This is a genomic window from Bacillus sp. GMs2/2 (assembly GCF_050172095.1).
Taxonomy (GTDB): Bacteria; Bacillota; Bacilli; order Bacillales; family Bacillaceae_G; genus Bacillus_A; species Bacillus_A cereus.
The window spans coordinates 1-2997 of sequence record NZ_JBNLYE010000434.1 but is presented as its reverse complement, the minus strand read 5'-3'; the positions used below and the strand labels follow the sequence as shown (position 1 = coordinate 2997).

Genomic DNA, 2997 nt, shown 5'->3' with positions numbered 1-2997 from the left:
TTAGCTATTAAAAATGATAGCATGTGATTATTGTATAATTTCTTCCTTTTTTAGATCTGCATATTCTTCTACGAAATCCCATAAACCTTGCTTTTCGAAGTAAGAAATACTTTTTTCACTTCTTCTAAGAGTTTAATTGCTTCATCTTCATTAAGAGAACGTAAAATATTGAAATGATATACATACTCTTCATTTCCTAATTCCATACAAACTGCTAATCCTTTTTCAATAAGTTCTTTTACAATATTTGTTTTTCTTAGCTTATAGTGTTCACGCGCTTGTAAGAACACTGCTTTAAAATGGGCAATATTCTTCTCTGTGACTTCTGATAAATGACGAATTGCTAATTTAGATAAATTTTGAGTTGCATATAATAGTCCTAGATTATGCCTTACTATTAAAATCAATTTTTCTTCATTATGTTTTTGCAAAAGGTCAATGGAACGATTGAAATGTTCTTCCGCTTTTTCAAATTGCTTTAAGAATATACGAGCTGTCCCTAATGCGGTTTCACAAGAAGCAACTTTCACCTCATATCCCATTAGCCCTAAATACAAGGAATATAGATACTTATTTTACTTTCAAAGGCTGAAACCTTGCTGCATAACTACTGAAAATAAAGTGAAAAGACGTTCAAATCCATATGGATAGATCGTCTTTTCACTTTATTTCATACATATACTGATTTTTCACTTATTCATTTTGTATTGTACTTAAAAAACCAATAAATTCATCTTCATTTACAGGTTTACTGTAGTAATAGCCCTGAATTAGATAACATGCATTACGTTGTAACACTGTTAATTGTTCCTTCGTTTCTACCCCTTCTGCTATCACTTTCATGTTTAAAGTATGAGCAAGTGAAATAATGGTTTGTATAATTTCATCTCCATCAGTAGAAGTTCCAATCCTATTAACAAATTCTCTTGGAATTTTCAAAGTATCAATTGGATAAAGAGGCAGATACGCTAATGAAGAATAACCTGTACCAAAATCGTCAATTGATAAATGTACACCATATGATTTTAATGCTTTTAACTTCGATAAGGTTTCCTTTTCATCTACCATTGCTATTCGCTCTGTTAATTCCAAATCAATCGAATTAGCAGGTACTCCTATCTCTTCTATGGTAGATATCATTGTTTGAACAAAATCTTTCTGTTCAAACTCTATAGCTGATAAATTTATCCCCATCTTTAGATTTGAAAAGCCCGCAGAATGCCATTCTTTCAGTTGTTGACACGCTTTCTGTAACGTCCACTTCCCAATTGAAATAATCTGCGCCGTTTCTTCTGCGATAGGTATAAACTCAAAAGGAGAAATCAGTCCAAGCTCTGGATGTTGCCAACGTATTAAAGCCTCTGCACCAATAACCTTACCTGCCTTACTATCAATTTGTGGTTGATACAATAAAAACAACTCATTATTTTCAATTGCATTTGGTAAATCCTGTTCTAATCGTAATCGACGAGTTACTTTTTGAGATAATGTCTCGTCATACATACAAACAGCATTGTTACCTTTTTCCTTTGCGCTATACATAGCGATATCAGCGTGTTGTAAAAGTGTAGTAGTATTTATTCCTCCAAATGGATACACTGCTATTCCTATACTAAGAGATAAGTAAAAACTATGCTGATTTACTACAAATGGTTCTTCAGTTATACGAAATAGAGTTTTACACAAATCCAATAGCTGTTGCTCTGTTTGGTTATGGACAATGATCGCAAACTCATCACCACCTATTCTTGCTAGAGGAATAGTCGGTGACAGACATGTCCTAAAACGTTTGGCAACTTCTTTTAAAACCTTGTCACCAATCGAATGACCCAATGTATCATTAATAGTCTTAAAGCGATTTAAATCAATATACAGGAGCCCAAACTTATCCTGTGTTTTTTGTGCACGCTTAATAGATCTATCTAATTCTTGTTGGAAGAATATACGATTTCCAATCTCCGTCACCGTATCATGGAATGCAAGGTAATTTATCTCTTCCTGTTGTTGTTTCATCCTTGTTATGTCTTTTACCATTACATAGCTCCCAAAGGTTTGTCCTTCTATCATAATAGGAACTATAGTGACATACCAAAAGAGTATATCCTTCTCATTGTTATTTTTCACACGTAACTGTAGTGAAGATGAACTACATCGTTTCCCTTTCTTTATAGCTGCTTCCAATTCAGATTTATCTTCATCTAAAAAAATAGAGAAGCACTCTTTCCCTATCAATGCAGCACTTTCTTTTCCTAATAACATACTTCCAGCCTGGTTTATATTTAATACGATACCGTTTGAATCAATCGTTAAAATAGGATCCGGATGATACTCATATAATGACTTAAATCTCTCTTGATTTTTTACTAAATCATTAGATTTATTTATTAAATCCCTTGTTCTTTGAGATACTGTTTGTTCTAATTGATTATTAAACACTTTTAATGTTTTAGTTAACTCTTTGTTTTGCATTCGTACGATTGTATGACGAATCAGTACAAATACAAAAGCAATACAATTTCCCGTAATTAATGTAGCTGAAGAAGTTTGCTCTTTCAAAGTAAAGCCAATTAAGACTGCAACTGCAAGATAAGGGAATATACCAAGAAGTTTCTCTCCAAATGTCGGATTAATAATAAAATAATTTCTTTTAGAAGAAGTATTCTTTGGGATTGTAGCAGCAATAGCGATAAATAATAGGAAAACTCTATACAAACACCTTAAAAATATAACTGAACGCTCTGACAAATCACCTTGTAAGTAAAAATACAAATAGTCCGTAATAGCCAATCCAGTTAATACTAGGATAAAAATAAACAATTTACTTTTTGCATTGAAAATAGCAGGTCGAAAGATCAGTGTAACTCCAAGTAATAGAAGCAATAAATCTATAATCGGAAAAATAAATGAGAGAAAAACATCTCCAATTGATAAGAATAAAATATTTGCAGATGGTTTATTAAATAGGTACCACTCTAATGTAAAAATAGCAGTAACAAC

General features: G+C 32.1%; 2 protein-coding genes. Both read right to left on the bottom strand.

What is annotated here, in order from left to right; genetic code table 11:
• Nucleotides 1-68 precede the first annotated feature (68 nt).
• The gene (locus ACQGS6_RS25615) at nucleotides 69-542 is read right to left on the bottom strand and encodes a tetratricopeptide repeat protein (protein ID WP_002026151.1); all 474 of its coding nucleotides are present in this window, start codon (nucleotides 540-542) and stop codon (nucleotides 69-71) included.
• 151 nt (nucleotides 543-693) lie between these two features.
• The coding region (locus tag ACQGS6_RS25610) for an EAL domain-containing protein (protein WP_426965817.1) at nucleotides 694-2997 on the bottom strand (2304 nt) is incomplete at its 5' end.

What these genes read in the sequence shown, in the direction of transcription:
- ACQGS6_RS25615 (WP_002026151.1), bottom strand. Translation starts at nt 542, where the DNA reads ATGGGATATGAGGTGAAAGTTGCTTCTTGTGAAACCGCATTAGGGACA.